The sequence below is a fragment of the Georgenia wutianyii genome, assembly GCF_006349365.1.
In the GTDB taxonomy this organism is placed as follows: domain Bacteria; phylum Actinomycetota; class Actinomycetes; order Actinomycetales; family Actinomycetaceae; genus Oceanitalea; species Oceanitalea wutianyii.
Genome location: NZ_CP040899.1, coordinates 1,085,892 through 1,101,297 on the forward strand (window position 1 = coordinate 1,085,892; position 15,406 = coordinate 1,101,297).

Annotated in this window: 14 protein-coding genes; all 14 read left to right on the top strand. The window is 71.3% G+C overall.

Annotation, left to right across the window (positions count from 1 at the left end):
* Positions 1-105: 105 nt before the first annotated feature.
* The 14 genes from FE251_RS04840 (at position 106) to trmD (ending at position 15,305) form a co-directional block, all read left to right on the top strand.
* Positions 106-2,283: an alpha-galactosidase gene (locus FE251_RS04840; protein WP_230976551.1), complete on the top strand. Its 2,178-nt coding sequence runs from the start codon at positions 106-108 to the stop codon at positions 2,281-2,283.
* A gap of 53 nt (positions 2,284-2,336) precedes the next feature.
* On the top strand, positions 2,337-3,179 hold the full coding sequence (locus FE251_RS04845) for a carbohydrate ABC transporter permease (protein WP_139949256.1): 843 nt from the start codon (positions 2,337-2,339) through the stop codon (positions 3,177-3,179).
* On the top strand, positions 3,176-4,141 hold the full coding sequence (locus tag FE251_RS04850; RefSeq protein WP_139948137.1) for a carbohydrate ABC transporter permease: 966 nt from the start codon (positions 3,176-3,178) through the stop codon (positions 4,139-4,141). The genes FE251_RS04845 and FE251_RS04850 overlap by 4 nt, the downstream gene beginning before the upstream one ends.
* A gap of 46 nt (positions 4,142-4,187) precedes the next feature.
* A complete protein-coding gene (locus FE251_RS04855) occupies positions 4,188-5,543 on the top strand; it encodes an ABC transporter substrate-binding protein (protein ID WP_139073636.1) in 1,356 nt (451 codons plus the stop codon).
* Positions 5,544-5,736: 193 nt separating this feature from the next.
* Entirely contained in the window at positions 5,737-8,577 is a 2,841-nt protein-coding gene (locus FE251_RS04860) for a carbohydrate-binding protein (RefSeq protein ID WP_230976552.1), read from the top strand.
* 171 nt (positions 8,578-8,748) lie between these two features.
* The gene (locus FE251_RS04865; RefSeq protein ID WP_139073634.1) at positions 8,749-9,111 is read left to right on the top strand and encodes a GntR family transcriptional regulator; all 363 of its coding nucleotides are present in this window, start codon (positions 8,749-8,751) and stop codon (positions 9,109-9,111) included.
* The gene (locus FE251_RS04870; protein ID WP_139948139.1) at positions 9,108-9,989 is read left to right on the top strand and encodes an ATP-binding cassette domain-containing protein; all 882 of its coding nucleotides are present in this window, start codon (positions 9,108-9,110) and stop codon (positions 9,987-9,989) included. The genes FE251_RS04865 and FE251_RS04870 overlap by 4 nt, the downstream gene beginning before the upstream one ends.
* Positions 9,986-10,741 carry a hypothetical protein gene (locus FE251_RS04875; protein WP_139073632.1) on the top strand — a complete coding sequence of 252 codons (756 nt, stop codon included), beginning with the start codon at positions 9,986-9,988 and terminating at the stop codon, positions 10,739-10,741. The genes FE251_RS04870 and FE251_RS04875 overlap by 4 nt, the downstream gene beginning before the upstream one ends.
* 1 nt (position 10,742) lies before the next feature.
* Entirely contained in the window at positions 10,743-11,675 is a 933-nt protein-coding gene (locus FE251_RS04880; RefSeq protein WP_139073631.1) for an ABC transporter ATP-binding protein, read from the top strand.
* A complete protein-coding gene (locus FE251_RS04885) occupies positions 11,672-12,454 on the top strand; it encodes an ABC transporter permease (protein ID WP_139948140.1) in 783 nt (260 codons plus the stop codon). The genes FE251_RS04880 and FE251_RS04885 overlap by 4 nt, the downstream gene beginning before the upstream one ends.
* Before the next feature lie 267 nt (positions 12,455-12,721).
* Positions 12,722-13,180 carry a 30S ribosomal protein S16 gene (gene rpsP / locus FE251_RS04890; RefSeq protein WP_139073630.1) on the top strand — a complete coding sequence of 153 codons (459 nt, stop codon included), beginning with the start codon at positions 12,722-12,724 and terminating at the stop codon, positions 13,178-13,180.
* Entirely contained in the window at positions 13,170-13,409 is a 240-nt protein-coding gene (locus FE251_RS04895; protein ID WP_139948141.1) for an RNA-binding protein, read from the top strand. Before rpsP ends, FE251_RS04895 begins: the two co-directional genes overlap by 11 nt.
* A 71-nt stretch (positions 13,410-13,480) precedes the next feature.
* Positions 13,481-13,990 carry a ribosome maturation factor RimM gene (gene rimM / locus FE251_RS04900; protein WP_139073629.1) on the top strand — a complete coding sequence of 170 codons (510 nt, stop codon included), beginning with the start codon at positions 13,481-13,483 and terminating at the stop codon, positions 13,988-13,990.
* A 1-nt stretch (position 13,991) separates the two neighbouring features.
* Positions 13,992-15,305: a tRNA (guanosine(37)-N1)-methyltransferase TrmD gene (gene trmD, locus FE251_RS16070; protein ID WP_139948142.1), complete on the top strand. Its 1,314-nt coding sequence runs from the start codon at positions 13,992-13,994 to the stop codon at positions 15,303-15,305.
* Positions 15,306-15,406: the final 101 nt, after the last annotated feature.

Sequence of the window (15,406 nt, forward strand, 5' to 3'; positions counted from 1 at the left end):
GTTTGCGCAAACGTTGGTCAAACCAAGGGGGGGTCAACTGACGTGGTGCTGTTCCCACCGGCCGTCCGGGCGGCGACCGGCCAGAATGTGCCGGCGCCTCGTCGCGTGCGGTTCGCCGCCGACGGTGTCGCCCTCGTCCTCGAGCTCCCGGAGGGGTCGCTGCCCCGGGTGGTGCACTGGGGCCGTGACACCGGCGATCTGACCGACGTCGACCTCACCGCCCTCGGCCGGGTGACGAGCGCCCCTAACGCCGCGAACGGTCTCGACGAGCCACACCGGGTCGCGGTCCTGCCCGAGGCGTGGTCCGGGTGGACGGGCACGCCGGGGCTGGCCGGTCACCGGCTGGGCCGGGCGTGGTCGCCGAGGTTCCGGCCGGACCAGACGGCATCGGTCGTCACGACCGAGGGCCTCGGCGGCTCCGCACGGGTACATGCGACGGACGTGGACGCAGGACTGGGCCTCGACCTCGAGATCGAGATGCTGCCGTCGGGGGTCGTCCGGCTTCGCGCGGAGGTCACCAACCTCGAGGACGCGCCATACGTCGTCGACGGACTCCACCTGGCGCTGCCGGTTCCTGGGCACGCGGACGAGGTGCTCGACCTCGCCGGACGCTGGGCGAAGGAGAGGGTCCCGCAGCGCGGTCCGTTCCGTGTGGGCTCGCACCTCCGCGAGGGGCGCCACGGGCGGACCGGGGCCGACGCCGTCACGGTCCTCCTCGCCGGTGAGGCAGGTTTCGACTTCGATCGCGGGGAGGTCTGGGGCCTGCACGTCGGGTTCAGCGGTAACCACCGCAGCATCGCCGAGCGGGTCCACACGGGCGAGCGGCTCCTGCTCGGCGGCGAGCTCCTCCTGCCGGGCGAGGTCGTGCTCGGGGGCGGGGAGTCCTACGTCTCGCCGTTCGTCTACGCGTCCTACGGCGACGGGCTGGACGCGTCGGCCGGCCGCTTCCACCAGCTCCTCCGAGCCCGCGAGAGTCACCCGGCGACACCGCGGCCCGTGGTGATGAACGTCTGGGAGGCTGTGTACTTCGACCACGAGCTCGACACGCTCCGCGCCCTGGCCGACCACGCGGCCGAGGTGGGGGTCGAACGGTTCGTCCTCGACGACGGGTGGTTCGCAGGCCGCCGCGACGACACCGCCGGTCTGGGGGACTGGTCCGTCTCCGAGGCGGTGTGGGGCGGCGGCAGGTTCGGGCAGCTCGTCGAGCACGTCAGCGCACTCGGGATGGAGTTCGGACTGTGGTTCGAGCCGGAGATGGTCAGTCCTGACTCCGACCTGGCGCGCGAGCACCCCGAGTGGATGCTGCAGGTACCCGGGCGGCTGCCCGCCCCGTTCCGGCACCAGCAGGTGCTCGACCTCACGCACGACGGTGCCTTCCGGCACGTCCGGGACCGCATGGTGGCCCTCGTGCGGGAGTACGGGATCAGGTTCGTCAAGTGGGACCACAACCGGGACCTCGTCGACGCCGGCTCGACCCGCACGCTCCGTGCCGGGGTCCATGAGCAGACCCTGGCCGCGTACCGACTCATGGCTGAGATCCGGCAGGCCTGCCCCGAGCTCGAGATCGAGTCGTGCTCCTCGGGTGGGGCACGGGTGGACCTCGGGATCCTCGAGCACACCGACCGGGTCTGGGCCTCCGACTGCATCGATGCGCACGAGCGCCAGCAGATCCAGCGGTGGACCGCACAGCTGCTGCCACCGGAGCTGGTCGGCAGCCACGTCGGAGCGCCCGAGGCGCACACGACGGGACGGCGCCTCGACCTCGACTTCCGTGCGGCTACCGCCCTGTTCGGGCACTTCGGGATCGAGTGGGACCTGGGCGCGGCGTCGCAGCAGGAACGCCGTGAGCTGGCCGCGTGGATCGAGTTCTACAAGGAGCACCGCGAGCTCATCCACACCGGTCGAGTGGTCCGCCGTTCGAGCGAGGGCGGCGCGCTGTGGCTGCACGGCGCCGTCGCGCCGGACCGGACGCGCGCCCTGTACTCGGTCACCCTCCTCGAGCGGCCGGTGACCTGGCCGGTGGCGAGGGTGAGGCTGGCGGGCCTGGCGGACGACGTCGTCTACCGCATCACCCCAGCGGGGCCGGCACTGGGGGAGCACACTCCCGACCCCAAGGTGCTCCCGGCATGGTGGACCCCGGACGGGGCGGACCTGCCCGGGGCGGTGCTGAGCCGGGTCGGCGTGGACGTCCCGGCACTGCTCCCTGACCACACGGCCCTGATCCTCGTCACCCGGGTCGATGGCACCGACGACGAGGCGGCGACCGAGAGGAGCGGGACGTGACCGTCGCGCAGGCGCGGCTCTCCCGACGCGCGAGACGCGACCTGGGAGCGGCGATGCTGTTCATCGCGCCCGCGACGCTCGGGTTCGTCGTCTTCTTCCTCGTGCCCACCGTCCGTGGGACGTGGTTCAGCCTCACCGACGCCAAGCTCGTCGGTGGCGGGGAGTTCGTCGGCGTCGAGAACTACAGGCGGATGTTCGCCGACGAGCTCTTCTGGAACTCCCTCGTCGTCACCGCCCAGTACGTCCTCGTCAACATCTCGGTCCAGACGGTCCTTGCCGTGCTCATCGCCGTGCTGATGCACAGGCTGACGCGGTCCGTCCTGATCCGGGGGATCATCCTGCTGCCCTACCTGGTCGCGAACGTCGTCGTCGCCCTCGTGTGGTTCTGGATGTTCGACTACTCGACGGGCATCGTCAACGTCGTCATCGACGGGCTCGGTCTCGACAGGGTCGCGTTCTTCGGCAACGAGGCGACCGCGATCCCGACGATCGCGCTCATCAACGTCTGGCGCTTCGTCGGGTACACGGCCCTGCTCGTGTTCGCCGGCCTGCAGACCATCCCCAGGCAGCTCTACGAGGCCGCCGCCCTCGACGGGGCGAGCGAGCCCAGGATGTTCCGTTCCATCACCCTGCCGCTGCTGCGGCCCGTGCTCGCGCTCGTCCTCGTCATCACCGTCGTCGGGTCGTTCCAGATCTTCGACACCGTCGCCGTCACGACGCAGGGCGGCCCGGTCAACGCGACTCGCGTCATCTACTACTACATCTACCAGCAGGCGTTCGAGCGGTTCGACCTCGGCTACGCCTCGGCGCTGTCGGTCTTCCTGCTGCTCGCCCTCGCCCTCATCGCCTACGCGCAACTGAAGCTGCTGCGCTCGAACCAGTCGGACCTCCGATGATCTTCACTCCCGCACCCAGGACCGAGGACGCCGAGCGCGACCTCCAGGCGACCCCGGCGACCGCTCCGGCGCGGCGTCGACGCCTGCACCGCCCCACGCTGGGACGGGGCATCGCGTGGGCCCTCCTCGGCCTGATCCTGCTCGTGACGATCGTGCCGTTCTACTGGATGCTGCGGACGGCGCTGTCGAGCAACGGTGCGCTGTACCTCGACCCGGGCAACCCCCTGCCCGTGGACTTCAGCTGGGGTGGTTTCCGCCGGGTCCTCGGGCTCGCGAGCCAGGAGGAGATCGCCGCGGCCGGCGGTACCTCCGGGACCCTCAACTTCTGGCTCTACCTGCGCAACTCCGTCATCGTCTCCACCACCGTCATGGTGGGGCAGGTCTTCTTCAGCTCGATGGCGGCCTACGCGTTCGCCCGCCTCCGGTGGCCGGGCAGGGACGCGGTGTTCTTCCTCTTCCTCACCGCGCTCATGGTCCCGCCGATCTTCGTCCAGCTGCCCAACTTCGTCCTCATCCGGGACCTCGGCCTGCTGAACACGCTGCCCGGGATCATCCTGCCGTTCTTCTTCATGACCCCGTTCGCGGTCTTCTTCATGCGGCAGTTCTTCCTCGGGATCAGCCGCGAGGTCGAGGAGTCGGCGATGATCGACGGTGCCGGCCACGGCCGCATCTTCTTCCAGATCATCGTCCCGATGTCGTGGACCCCCATGACGACTCTCGGGCTGCTGACGTTCATCACGGCCTGGAGCGAGTACTTCTGGCCCTTGCTGGTCGGGCGGGCCGAGGAGGCCCGGGTACTCACCGTCGCGCTCGGCATCTTCCGGTCGCAGACCCCGCAGACCGGCCCGGACTGGTCGGGCCTCATGGCAGCGGCCCTCATCGCCGCGCTCCCGGTCCTCCTGCTCTTCCTCGCCTTCGGGCGACGACTCGTCAACAACCTCGGCTACTCCGGGATCAAGTAGCCGCCGCACCTCACGGGCACCGGTCCTCCTACCGAAAGGTCACGCAATGACGCACCTCTTACGCCCCCTCGTCCGGCTGGGCACCGGCGCCGCCGTGCTCGGGCTCGCAGCCGCAGGCTGTTCCTCCGGGAACGACGACCCCTCCTCGGCAGGGACGGAGATCAGCTACTGGTTGTGGGACTCCAACCAGCAACCGGCCTACCAGCAGTGTGCCGAGGACTTCGCCGCCGAGCACGACATCACCGTCACCATCGAGCAGTACGGGTGGGCCGACTACTGGCAGGGTCTCACCACCGGCTTCGCGTCCGACACCGCTCCCGACGTGTTCGCCAACCACCTGTCCTACTACCCCGAGTTCGTCGCGCAGGGCCAGCTGCTGGGCATCTCCGACCGCATCGAGGAGGACGGGCTCGACCTGTCCGTCTACCAGGACGGACTCGCCGACCTGTGGCAGGACCAGGCGGGGGAGAGGTACGGCCTGCCGAAGGACTTCGACACGGTCGCCCTCTTCTACAACGAGACGATGGCCGCTGAGGTCGGCCTCACCGCCGAGGACCTCGCAGCCCTGGAGTGGAACCCCACTGACGGCGGCACCTTCGAGCAGGCCGTCGCGGCGCTGACGGTCGACGGCAACGGCGTCCGCGGCACCGAGCCAGGGTTCGACAAGGACGACGTCGCCGTGTACGGACTGGCCCTGTCGGGCAACGGGCTCAACGCCTCCGGCCAGCAGACGTGGGCCCCGTTCGCGCTCGGGAACGACTGGTACTTCGGTGACACGACACCGTGGACGACGGCGTTCAACTTCGCCGCGCCGGAGTTCGCCGAGACCATGGAGTGGTACCGCGGCCTGCAGGAGAAGGGCTACATGCCCAGTCTGGACATCGCGCTCTCCGAGCAGGACCCGCTGAACGGCTATCTCGCCGGGCGGTACGCGCTCGTGACCGACGGCTCCTGGATGAACGGCTCCTACCTCGGGCAGGATGACGTGCCGACGAAGGTCGTGCCCACCCCGATCGGTCCCAGCGGCCAGCGCGCCTCTGTGTTCAACGGGCTGTCCGACGGGATCTGGTCAGGAACCAGCGACGCCGACGCGGCGTGGGAGTGGGTGAAGTACCTCGGCTCGACCGCGTGCCAGGACGTCGTCGCGGAGTCCGCCGTGGTGTTCCCGGCGATCCAGAGCTCGACCGAGAAGGCGACCGAGGCGTTCGCCGACAAGGGGTGGGACGTCACGGCCTTCACCGTCCAGGTGGACCAGGGGACGACGCACCTGCTCCCGATCGCCGACAACTGGTCACAGATCAACGACATCATGAGCGCCAGCATCGAGTCCTACCTCCAGGGCAACGGCGACGCCGCCTCGCTGGCTGCTGCAAACGACCAGGTCAACAGTCTCTTCGACTGACCTGGCGAGTGGCTCCCGGCGCTCGTCGCGGGCTGCTCAGCGCTGGTGGTCGACCAGACCGACCGCCGGTTCGGACGCCGAACAGCGCGAGGACGACCTCGCACGTACGAAGGAGTGCGCGATGACATCCAGTCCATCAACTGAGCCCCGGCGGAGGACGGCACGGCAGGTCGCGGCCTCCGTCACCGCGGCGGTGCTGGTCGCCACCGGGTCCGCTGCGGCGGCACCGGTGGCCCAGGCCGCGAGCGACGCTCTCGAGATCGACTTCGCAGTGTCCACCGGCCCGTTCAAGGGTGGCGCCTCGGGAATGCTCTACGGCCTCGGCGACGACGGCGTCCCCACGGACGCGATCATCGCCGGCGCGGGCCCCCACCACCTCACGCAGAAGGCGCCGCGCGGCGCGCAGCACCCCAACGGGGACCCGCTCGAGGTCGAGCGGGCGTTCTTCGAGAACGGGGGCGAGTACATGATGACCAACATCCAGGACTACTACCCCGACTGGCCCTACACGGGCGGCCGGCGGCCCGACGACTTCGAGAGCTACCTCGAGATCGTCCGCACGGTAGTCGCGGACGTCGTGGAGAACTCCGACTACCCCGAGCGGTACGTCTTCACACCCTTCAACGAGCCGGACGGCATCAACTGGTACGGGAACTGGGAGCAGATGGGGCAGACCTTCCTCGCGGACTGGAAGGCGGCGTACGAGACGATCAAGGAGGTGTACCCGGAGGCGAGGATCGCGGGCCCCGGGGACTCGAGGTGGCAGCCTGCGAGGACGCGTGAGTTCCTCACGTTCGCGAAGGAGAACGACGTCCTGCCGGACATGTTCACCTGGCACGAGCTCGGACGGAACAACCTGGCCACCTACCGGTCGAACTACGACGCCTACCGCGCGCTCGAGCGGGAGCTCGGGATCGGGCCGCTTCCGATCAACATCAACGAGTACGCGATGCGCCGGGACATGTCCGTCCCGGGCAACATCGTCCAGTGGCTCACGATGTTCGAGGACACCAAGGTCGACGCGCAGACCGCGTACTGGACGTACGCCGGCAACCTCAACGACAACATGGCCAAGTCGAACAGCGCGAACGGGGCCTGGTGGCTGCTCAAGTGGTACGCCGACCTGGGGGGCGACACCGTGCAGGTCACCCCGCCCGTCCTGAACAGGCCGGACACGCTCCAGGGGATCGCGACCCTCGACCCGGGCAAGAGGCAGGCGACCGTCCTGTTCGGTGGCACGGACAACGAGGTGCGCCTGGAGCTGTCGGGCCTCGACCCCGCAGTGTTCGGGGACGTCGTCGACATCCAGATTCGTGAGGCGGAGTGGTCCGGACAGGAAGGGGAGGCACAGGCGCCGCCCGTCGTCGCGACGCACCGGCTCGCCCTGGACGACGTGATGGTCATCGACGTCGCCAACGACGACAGGCTCTCGGCCTACCAGGCGGTCATCACGCCGGCGCTGCCCACCCAGCCCACCGTCGACCCGACGTGGCGCGTCGAGGTGGAGGCCGAGGACACCGTGCTGCGCGACGTCACCGCCTACAACCAGTCGCCCACGGACGACTGGACGTTCGCGGCGTCACGCGGGCGGGACGTCGGGTCGACCAACCGTGTCACGTCCTCCCTCACCTGGACGGTGGACGTGCCCGCTGACGGGACCTACCGCTTCGGCGCGGTCGCGGGCGTCAACGGACCGGCCAACGGCCCTGGCCGGCATGCTCTGTTCGTCGACGGCGTCCAGGCGTCCACCATCGACTACGAGGCAGGCTTCTCCTGGGGGTACCGCGGTCGTGCGGAGACCCTGGTCGAGCTGACAGCCGGCTCCCACGAGCTGTCGGTGCGGATGAGTGCGGACGGCTCCACGCTGTTGCCCGGTTCGGACATCTCGCTCGACAAGTTCGACCTCACCCTCGTCACGGGACCCGAGACGACCACCTACCCCGCCGTCTTCGCCCGCAGCGGTGACGCCACGGTGGACTACACCGCCGCCGACGGCGGGGCAGTCGAGGTGTCGGGGGACGGGGCCATCACGTTCTTCCCCTCGGTGCGCGAGACCGGGTACTACGACGTCGCGCTCGAGTACGCGACGGAGGGGGCGGCCGGCGTCGACCTCGCCGTCAACCGGCGTGCCGTCGACGGCGTCGGGGCGAGTGCCGCGGGTGAGTGGGTCTCGACCGCGCGCGTGCACCTCGGCAAGGGCGTCTCGGAGGTGACCGTGGGCGCGCCGGACGGTGCCCTCGTCTCCTCGCTCACCGTCACGCGGGCCGCGGAGGCGGACAGTGAGACGGTGACGATCGAGGCCGAGGACTCCTCGCAGGTCACGCTGCACGGCGAGGCTCGTACCGAGACCGTCGCGCAGCCCACCAACGTCTCGGGTGAACAGGTCGGTCAGCTCGGTGGGGGTGAGGGCAACTACGCCGTTGTCGCCCGGCCGGAGCAGCTCGGCGCCGGGCAGTACAACCTGTCGGTGCGCTACGCGAACGCGGAGCGGAACACCGGGCACGACTACAACACCGACGTCATCACCCGGTTCCTCGACATCGGTGAGGAGGGTGGTGAGACCACCCGCGGCGGTTTCCGGCACAACTACTCGTGGCAGGGGTTCTGGACCCACACGGTGCCGGTGGACCTCACGACCGACGAGGGAGACCTGCGGCTCGGCAACGCCACCGGAAACGCTCCGAACATCGACTGGATCCAGCTGTCGCCGCTCACTCTCGGCGTCACGAACACGGCCGGCGGGGAGCTGGCCATCGACTCCGCGGCTACGGTCCGGTGCGTGGCCGGACGGGCCCACGTGGTCGTCCGCGTGACGAACGAGAGCGCGGTCCCGGTGGCGGTGGAGATCGGCACGCCGTTCGGCACCAGGTCCGTCGCCGGGCTGGACGCTGGGCGAGCCGTGAGTGTTGCGTTCGCCTCGCGCCAGACCGAGATCGCCGCGGGAACCGCCTCGGTGGTCGCGACCGGCCTGGTCGACGGCAGCCCGGTGACCAGCCGGGCCGACGGGACGTACCTGGCAGCGGCCTGCGGCTGACGGTCCGACGAAGGGGTCTCTCGCGCCTGCTGCGGCGACGGGGGACCCCTTTGTCGTGCCCTGAGCGCGCGTCGGCTCGTGCGACCCGCGGCGCGGGGCGGAAGGGCTTGACCGCCCGACCGGTTCTATGGTTCATTACTCATGTAATGAACCAGTGAGGGAGGTGCTCCGATGTTCGACGGACCCGAGCCGATCTACGTGCAGATCGCCGAGCACCTGCGTCGCCAGGTCCTCGACGGGACGCTGGCCGAGGGTGACCAGGTCATGAGCACCACCCAGTACGCGACCACCTACCGGATCAACCCCGCCACCGCTGCCAAGGCCTTCGCGCAGCTCGTGGACGAGGGCGTCATCTACAAACAGCGAGGAGTGGGCATGTTCGTCGCCGACGGTGCCCGGGAGCGGCTGCGCGAGCGTCGCCGGGGCGCCTTCTTCACCGACCACCTCGACGCGGTCCTCGACGAGGCCCGCATGCTCGGCATCACGCCGGGCGAGGTCGTGCGCTACATCGAGCAGAGGGGGGAGCGGGCATGAGCGGTCTCGACGTCGAGCTGCGCGACCTCACCGTCGACTTCAAGGACACCCGGGCGGTCGACTCCGCCACCGTCCGACTCCCGGCCAACACCATCACCGGGCTGCTCGGCCGCAACGGCTCGGGCAAGACGACGATGCTCTCCGCCGTCGCCTCGCTCCTGCGCCCCACCAGCGGGCAGGTGCTCGTCGACGGGCGCGACCCGTACGAGGACGAGGCCCTCATGGAGCAGGTGTGCCTCATCAGGGAGGGCGGCGACGTCCTGCCGGACGAGAAGATCCGGGTCACCCTCGACTTCGTCGCCTCGGCCCGCCCGCGGTGGGACCAGGCCTACGCCGAGGAGCTCCTCGAGACCTTCGAGCTCGACCCCGGCAAGAAGCCGGCCAAGCTCTCCCGCGGCAAGCGCTCCGCGCTCGGTGCCGTCATCGGCCTGGCCTCGCGCGCCCCGGTGACGATGTTCGACGAGGTCTACCTCGGCATGGACGCACCTTCCCGCCGCCGCTTCTACGAGCTGCTCATCGCCGACTACGTCGAGCACCCGCGCACCGTCGTCGTCTCCAGCCACCTCATCAGCGAGGTCGAGCAGCTCTTCGAGAACGTCGTCGTGCTCGACCGCGGCGCGGTGCTCGTCGCCGAGGAGGCCGAGACGCTGCGCGAGCAGGGCGCCACCGTCACCGGCGCCGCCGACCGGGTGGACGCCGCGACCGCCGGGCTGCGCGTGCTCGGGGAGACCGTGCTCGGCCCCACGAAGCAGGTGACCGTGCTCGGGCGCCTCGACCAGGAGACGCGCGAGCGGCTGCACGCCGACGGCCTGGAGGTCGGGGCCGTGCCTCTCCAGGACCTGTTCATCGCCCTCACCGACAAGGAGGTGCGCCGATGAGTCGCACCGTAGCGCCGCCGAGCCGGGCCCGTGCCCGCCGCCCGCAGTGGGTCCGCGCGGCGGACCGTCACCTGAGGATCTACGGGTTCATGTGGGCGTGGTTCTGGGGGATCTGCGTCGCCGGGATCGTCGTCACCACCCTCGTCGTCCTGGGGGTGAGCGGCACCGTCGACTTCTCCGTCGTCCAGTTCGTCCGGCAGGGACCGCTCGTCTGGTTCCTCATGTCCATCGCCATCCTCGTGGCCACCGTCTACCTGGGCCCGCACGTCGCCAACGGGATGACCCGTCGCTCGTTCGTCGGCGGGTCCCTGGTGGCCGGCGTCCTGGCCGCCCTGCTCCACGCGGTCACGGGGACCGTCCTCACGCTCCTCGAGGGCGTCCTCTACGCCCGGATGGGCTGGGACCACGACGCGACGCCGGGAGTCGAGTACACCGAGGGGGTCTGGCAGACCGGGCTCGGCCCGCTCCTCCTGGACTACTCGCTCGCCGCGGCGGCCGGCACGATCGGCGGCCTGCTCATCGGCATCACCTACTACCGGCTCGGCGGCTGGTGGGGCACCTTCGCCCTCCCGCTCACCGTGCTGCCGGTGCTCTACACGATGTTCGCCACCAGCTGGAGCGAGGCTCCCTTCGTCCCCTGGGACGTGCCGCCCGTGGCCGCGGTCCTCGCCGGCGGCGTGCTCCTGGTGGCCGCGGCCATCGCGTTCGCCCTGCTCGCCCGGACCGTCCCCGTCAAGCGATCGGAGTCCTGACATGGAACCCGTCATCGAGATCCGCAACCTGCGCAAGACCTACGGCGCCAAGGTCGCCGTCGCCGACCTCAGCCTCACCATCGGGCGGGGGGAGATCTTCGGGATCCTCGGCCCCAACGGTGCCGGGAAGACGACGACGGTGGAGTGCCTCGCCGGCCTGCGCCAGGCCGACGGTGGCACCGTCCGCCTCCTCGGGGCCGACCCGCAGCGCGACCCGTCCGCGGTCCGGGAGCGCCTGGGCATCCAGCTCCAGGAGTCCAGGCTGCCGCCCAAGCTCCGGGTCCTGGAGGCACTGCGGCTGTACGCCTCCTTCTACGCCGACCCCGCCGACCCGGAGGAGCTCCTCGAGCTGCTCGGCCTGCAGGACAGACGGGATACCGCCTTCGCCGACCTCTCCGGCGGTCAGCAGCAGCGGCTGTCCATCGCGCTCGCGCTCGTGGGGAACCCCGAGGTCGCGATCCTCGACGAGCTCACCACGGGCCTGGACCCGCAGGCCCGCCGCGACACGTGGGCGCTCATCGAGCGGGTGCGCGACACGGGCGTGACGATCGTGCTCGTCACCCACTTCATGGACGAGGCCGAGCGGCTGTGCGACAGGCTCGTCATCATCGACGACGGCCGCGTCGTCGCCGAGGGCAGCCCGGCGGAGCTCATCCGGGCACAGGAGGACGAGCGAGCCTTCCGCCTTCGCCTGCCCGACGGGTCGCCCGACTCGATCCCCGCCGTCCTCGCGGCGCTGCCGGACGTCACCTCCGTCACGCCCGACGACGGGGAGTACGTGGTGAGGGGCGGCCACCGGGTCCTGCCCGCCGCCGTCCTGGCCCTCGCGGAGCGCGACGTCGTCCCCGAGGAGATCCGCACCCTGTCCCGCACGCTCGAGGACGTCTTCGTCCGCGTGACCGGGACCCCGACCCACGAGGAGGTCTCCTCATGACCACGCTCACCGCACGCTCCCGGACGAGAGGGATGGCCACTCTCACCCTCGCCGAGGCCCGGCTGTTCACGCGGGACTTCAGCAGCCTGTTCTTCGCGCTGCTCTTCCCGACGGTGCTCGTCCTGGGGATCGGCTTCATCATCCCCGGGATGCGCGACACGATCGTGGAGCTGCCCGAGCCGTGGCTCGGCCTGCGGCCGGTCGACCTCATGGCGCCGATCGCGCTCGCCACGGCCATGGCGAGCGTCGCCCTCATCACGCTGCCGGTCTACCTCGCCGACTACCGGCACAACGGCGTCCTGCGTCGCCTGTCCACGACGCCGATGCGCCCGCAGGGCGTGCTCGTCGCCCACGTCCTCATCAACGTCGTCGCCGTCGTCGCGGCCTCGCTGCTCGCCCTGCTCGCCGCGTCGCTCGCCTTCGGCACCCCGGCACCGGACCAGCCGCTGCTCGCGCTCGGCGCCTTCGTCCTCGGGACGGCGGCGATGTTCGGGATCGGGCTGCTCATCGCGGCCCGTTCCCCCAAGGGCAGCGCCGCCTCCGGCCTCGGGATGATCATCTACTTCCCGATGCTGCTCTTCGCCGGCATGTGGACGCCCGGCCCGATGATGCCGGAGTCGCTGGCCACCATCGCCACCTGGACGCCGCTCGGCGCGGCGAGCCAGGCGCTCATGACCGCGTGGTTCGAGGGCGGCTTCCCGGCCCAGCAGCTGCTCGTCATGGCCGGCTACGTCCTCGTCTGCTACCCGCTGGCGGCCAAGCTGTTCCGCTGGTCCTGAGCGGCGGCGCGGGGTGCCGAGGGCGCCCCTCCGTGGAGGGCGGAGGGGCGCCCTCGGCACCCCGCGCCCCGGCGTGACCAACGCCCCATCCGGCAGTCCGTCCCCGATGGTTGGGCGCGGGGCCCAGGGTCTGGCAGAATGTTGCGCTGTACTCGGACCGCAGGGCCCCTCTCACCCGGCGGAACCGTGTCCAGGGCCAACCTCGTGCCCGTGACCCACCGGGACCGAGCGCGGACCACCTCACATGAACCAGGAGTGACCACCACAGTGGCAGTCAAGATCCGTCTCAAGCGCATGGGCAAGATGCGCGCCCCGTACTACCGCGTCGTCGTCATGGACAGCCGCACGAAGCGCGACGGTCGTGCGATCGAGGAGATCGGCAAGTACCACCCGACCGAGGAGCCCTCGTTCATCGAGATCGACTCCGACCGGGCCCAGTACTGGCTCTCCGTCGGTGCGCAGCCCACCGAGCAGGTGGCCGCGCTCCTCAAGATCACCGGCGACTGGCAGAAGTTCAAGGGCCTCCCGGGCGCCGAGGGCACCCTGCGGTCCAAGGACGGCTCCGCCGAGCGCGCCGCCGAGGCCAAGGCCGCGGCGATCAAGGCCGCCGAGGACGAGGCCGAGAAGCGCAAGGCCAAGGCCTCCGAGGCGAAGGCCGCCGAGGCCGCGGCTCCCGCGGAGGACACCTCCGCCGAGGAGACCACCGACGAGACCAATGCTGGCTGACGCTCTCGAGCACCTGGTGCGTGGCGTCGTCGACAACCCCGACGACGTCACCGTCACCTCCCGCTCGCTGCGCCGCGGCGAGCTGCTCGAGGTGCGCGTCAACCCCGACGACCTCGGCCGCGTCATCGGCCGGCAGGGGCGCACCGCTCGCGCGCTGCGCACCGTCGTCTCCGCGCTGTCCACGCGCGGCCCGGTCCGCGTCGACGTCGTCGACACCGACCTGCGCTGATCGTCAGCCGCGAGCCCTGGTTCACCCCGGTGAGCCAGGGCTCGCGCCGTTCTACCACCGAGGAGTCCGAGATGGAGCTCGTCGTCGCCCGTGTGGGCGCCGCCCACGGCCTGCAGGGCATGGTCCGCCTCGAGGTCCGTACCGACGACCCCGCCGGGCGCTTCGCCCCCGGCGCCGTCCTGCCGACCGATCCCGCCGACCGCGGCCCGCTCACCGTCGTCCAGAGCACCGAGCGCAGCGGCTCGTGGTACGCCCGGTTCGCCGAGGTCCCCGACCGCACCGCCGCCGAGGCGCTGCGCGGCACGCTCCTGCTCGTCACCGTCGAGGACGAGGTGGAGGAGGACGCCTGGTACCCCCACGAGCTCGTCGGGCTGCCCGTCGAGGACACGACCGGCCGCCACGTCGGGACCGTCGCGGGCATCGAGCACCTGCCCGCCCAGGACGTCCTCGTCCTCACCGAGGAGAACGGCGCGCGCACCCTCGTGCCGTTCGTCGCCGAGATCGTCCCGCTCGTCGACGTGCCCGGGCGCCGGGTCGTCATCGACCCGCCCCACGGCCTGCTCGCCGCCGACGAGGCCTGACGTGCGCATCGACGTCCTCACGATCTTCCCGGACTACCTCGCCCCGCTCGACCTCTCCCTCGTCGGCAAGGCGCGCCGCTCCGGTCTGCTCGACCTCGCCGTCCACGACCTGCGCGACTGGACCGCCGACCGCCACCGCACGGTCGACGACACGCCCTTCGGCGGCGGCGCCGGCATGGTCATGCGCCCCGACGTGTGGGGCGAGGCCCTGGACGCCGTCCTCGCCGACGACGACGCCGGGCAGCCCGCCGTCCTCCTCGTCCCCGGACCCGGGGGAGAGGTGCTCACCCAGCGCACCGCCGAGGAGCTCGCCGGGGCGCGGCGCCTCGTCATCGCGTGCGGCCGCTACGAGGGCATCGACGCCCGCGTCGCGGAGCACTACGCCACCCGTCCCGGCGTCGAGGTCCGCGAGATCTCCATCGGGGACTACGTGCTCAACGGCGGGGAGGTCGCCGCGCTCGTCGTCATCGAGGCCGTCGCCCGCCTCCTGCCCGGCGTCGTCGGCAACCCCGAGTCGCTCGTCGAGGAGTCCCACGGCGCCGCCGGCCTCCTGGAGTACCCCGTCTACACCAAGCCGCCGGAGTGGCGCGGGCACGCCGTGCCCGAGGTCCTCACCTCCGGCCACCACGGCAAGGTCGCCCGCTGGCGCCGCGACCGGGCGCTGGAGCGCACCGCCGCCCGCCGCCCCGACCTGCTCGCCCGGCTCGCACCCGACGCCCTGGACCCCGCCGACCGGCGCGTCCTCGCCGACCTGGGGTGGTACGTCGCGCCCGAGGGACCGCGGCGCGCCGTCGTGCGGCCCGCCGAGCCGGCCGACACCGCGGCCCTCGCCGCGCTCGCCGCCGCGACCTTCCCGCTCGCCTGCCCGCCCTCCCTCGGCGCCGACGCCGTCGCGGCGTTCGTCGCGACCCACCTCGACGAGGCGAGCTTCGCGCGCTACCTCACCGACCCGCAGCGGCTCCTCCACGTCGCCGCCGACGAGGTGACCGGCGCGCTGCTCGGCTACACGATGGTCGTCCTCGACTCCCCGCGCCCGGGGCTGGAGGAGGGCGCCGGCAGCGCCGAGCTGAGCAAGTGCTACGTCCGGCCCGACGTCCACGGCAGCGGCCTCGCCCGCCGGCTCCTCGCCGCGTGCACCGCCGCGGCGGGCGCGCGGGGCGCGGAGACGATATGGCTGGGCACGAACGTCGCCAACCGCCGCGCGCGCCGCTTCTACGAGCGCTCCGGCTTCACCGTCGTCGGGCGGCGGACCTTCGACGTCGGCGGGGTGCCCAACGACGACGTGGTGCTGAGCACACCGATTACCGTCGGCTGACGCCGTGTGGCAAGATGGTCCGGTCATGCGCCCGTACCGCGCGCGGTCTGCCACAGGGGACCGGTGCTCCAGGGACGCGGACCACTCACGTCGAGTCGGCA

Excerpts from the sequence above, each read along its gene's own strand:
- FE251_RS04885 (WP_139948140.1), top strand. The coding sequence starts at position 11,672 with ATGACCACGCTCACCGCACGCTCCCGGACGAGAGGGATGGCCACTCTC.
- FE251_RS04875 (WP_139073632.1), top strand. The coding sequence starts at position 9,986 with ATGAGTCGCACCGTAGCGCCGCCGAGCCGGGCCCGTGCCCGCCGCCCG.
- FE251_RS04855 (WP_139073636.1), top strand. The coding sequence starts at position 4,188 with ATGACGCACCTCTTACGCCCCCTCGTCCGGCTGGGCACCGGCGCCGCC.
- FE251_RS04865 (WP_139073634.1), top strand. The coding sequence starts at position 8,749 with ATGTTCGACGGACCCGAGCCGATCTACGTGCAGATCGCCGAGCACCTG.
- rimM (WP_139073629.1), top strand. The coding sequence starts at position 13,481 with ATGGAGCTCGTCGTCGCCCGTGTGGGCGCCGCCCACGGCCTGCAGGGC.
- FE251_RS04870 (WP_139948139.1), top strand. The coding sequence starts at position 9,108 with ATGAGCGGTCTCGACGTCGAGCTGCGCGACCTCACCGTCGACTTCAAG.
- FE251_RS04895 (WP_139948141.1), top strand. The coding sequence starts at position 13,170 with ATGCTGGCTGACGCTCTCGAGCACCTGGTGCGTGGCGTCGTCGACAAC.
- FE251_RS04880 (WP_139073631.1), top strand. The coding sequence starts at position 10,743 with ATGGAACCCGTCATCGAGATCCGCAACCTGCGCAAGACCTACGGCGCC.
- FE251_RS04850 (WP_139948137.1), top strand. The coding sequence starts at position 3,176 with ATGATCTTCACTCCCGCACCCAGGACCGAGGACGCCGAGCGCGACCTC.
- FE251_RS04845 (WP_139949256.1), top strand. The coding sequence starts at position 2,337 with ATGCTGTTCATCGCGCCCGCGACGCTCGGGTTCGTCGTCTTCTTCCTC.